Source organism: Solidesulfovibrio aerotolerans, from assembly GCF_009856865.1.
Taxonomy (GTDB): domain Bacteria; phylum Desulfobacterota; class Desulfovibrionia; order Desulfovibrionales; family Desulfovibrionaceae; genus Solidesulfovibrio; species Solidesulfovibrio aerotolerans.
Window position 1 is genome coordinate 1 of record NZ_WVUD01000108.1, and the last position, 2,288, is coordinate 2,288.

2 protein-coding genes are annotated in these 2,288 nt (G+C 57.2%); both read left to right on the forward strand.

All coding sequences use genetic code 11. The features are described from left to right. The first annotated feature begins 143 nt into the window (after positions 1-143). Complete coding sequence (locus tag GTA51_RS21650; RefSeq protein ID WP_281354017.1) at positions 144-1,574, forward strand: type IV secretory system conjugative DNA transfer family protein; 1,431 nt, start codon at positions 144-146, stop codon at positions 1,572-1,574. A 197-nt stretch (positions 1,575-1,771) separates the two neighbouring features. Then, positions 1,772-2,288 (forward strand): DUF3991 domain-containing protein (locus GTA51_RS21655; protein WP_211922682.1); only part of this gene is annotated, 517 nt, incomplete at its 3' end.

Sequence of the window (2,288 nt, forward strand, 5' to 3'; positions counted from 1 at the left end):
CCGTCTTCTTCGGGACCATGGTTCAATTCTGGTTCTGGTTTACGGGCAACGAACTGCCGCCGGTTGAGGATGCGCCGGACGATTCCAAAGGGGCGCGGTTCGCCACCCCAAAAGAAAAGGCCGCCCTCCGCGCCGAAAGCGGGATGGCCTTTGGGCATGTGGATGGCTCCCCGCTCCTGCTACAAAATGAAAAGCACGTCCTCATCATGGCCAGCACGCGAAGCGGCAAAGGCGTTTCGCTCATCATCCCCCATTTGCTGCGCTATCCCGGCTCGGCCTTTGTCCTCGATCCCAAGGGCGAGAACGCCAAGGCCACAGGCCACCAAAGGGCCGCGCTCAATGACAAGGTGCTGTACCTCGATCCCTTCGGCATCTCCGGCAAGCCCAAGGCCCGTTTCAATCCCCTGTCCCGGTTTACGCCGGACAACATGGAAGCGGAAAGCAAGGCGCTTGCTGCCGCCTTGGTCATGGGGGAAAGGGGCATTCGGGATCACTGGACGGGAAGCGCCCAACAACTCTTGGCCGCCGTGATCCTCCATGTTGTGACAAGCCCTGCGGTCCTGCCGGAGGAAAAAGACCTGGGAACCGTTCGGGCGCTCCTGCTCAAGAACATTAACAGCGTTCTTGAACTGATGCTTGAAAGCGACGCGGCGGACGGGCTTTTGGCGCGGTTGGCTTCGTCCTTTCTGCAAACCCCTGAAAAGGAATTTGGCTCGATCCTCTCCACGGCGCAGCGCGAAACCGAGATTTTGGACAACCCCTTTATCGTGGCCAGCTTGGCGGCGGCGGGGCCGGGGGAGGAAGTGAACTTTGCCGACTGGCACAAGGGCACGATGTCGGTCTTTTTGTGCCTGTCCGCGCCAAAATTTCCGGTCTTTAACCGCTGGCTTCGCCTTGTCCTGACGGCGGCCCTCGATGAGATGACGGACAGCCTCAACCCGCCGCCGGTGCCTGTCTGCTTCACGCTCGATGAGCTGGCCACCCTCGGTCATTTGCAGATCGTCGAGAACGCCGTAGGCCTCTCGGCCGGATATGGCATCCAGCTCGTCACGGTATTTCAGGACGTGGCGCAAATGCGCGATCTTTACAAAGGCCGGTGGTCTTCTTTCATTGGCAACGCGGGCGTGCGGGCTGTCTTCTCCCTCGATGACTATGAGACGGCGCATTATTGGTCACAATTCATGGGCGGGCATCTGGTCGAGACAACGAACCAGCAACAAGACATTTACGGCATGACCAAGGGCCAATCGAAGGGCGAGGCCATGCGCCCCCTGCGCACGACCGAACAGCTCATGCTGGAATTTGCGAAAGATCAAATGCTCGTCCTGCCTCAGGGTTCCAGGCCGATCATCTCCGACCGCGTGCCCTACTTCCACGATCCTGGTCTTTCCGGGCTGTGGGACGATCCGCGTGGGGACGAAGCGAAAAAGCCCGAAGTCCCCGCGCCGCCGGTTGTCGCGCCTGACCTTAATAAATTGATATGTCTTACAAAACGGCAGGAAGAGAGACATCCCAACATGAAAAAACTCCTCTTGCAAATACAACAATCTAAGGATGGCAAAGAAAACAGTTAATCCCATTTTCATTGTTTTTGATGATACTTTTTAAATGCATATCGTGTGTTCCTTTTGCGGAGCGGGAGAACAGCCGCTTATTGTTTCCAAAACAAGCGCTTTCATCTGTGAACAGTGCGCAAAATCCTGCGTGATCCTTTTTGAAGAGAAGAAAGAGCAACGCGAGGAAAGCAACAACTCCGAAGACGGGCCTTGCAATGGACCTTGAGCTAGAACGCTTTAAAACGGATATTGACTTGATCGCCTTTGCGGCTTCACGCGGTTATGTCAGTGATCGGCGCGAAAGCTCCCAAAACTGCGAAGTGATGCGCACGACGAACGGCGATAAAATCGTGATCGTTAAGCATCTGGACAACAAGGGCGCGGAACATTGGGTTTATTATTGCGTAAGAGACGCCCGCGACAACGGCACGGTGATTGATTTTTTGCAATGGCGCGGCGGCGGCACGCTCGGCCATATCCGCAAAACCCTGCGGGACTGGCTTGGATCGCCGCGCCCTGCCCCTGCTGGCGTGACGATCCGCAAGCTTCTTCCTGTCTCGCACGATCGGGCGGGGGTCTTGATGGCCTGGGAACGCGCCCGGCCTTGCCTGAATATCCCCTATCTCACGGCGCGAGGCCTTGGGCCTGACGTTTTGATCCTGCCGCAGTTTGCCCACTGCCTCCGCACGGATGAGCGGGGAAACGCTCTCTTCCCGCATTATGATTGGGAAG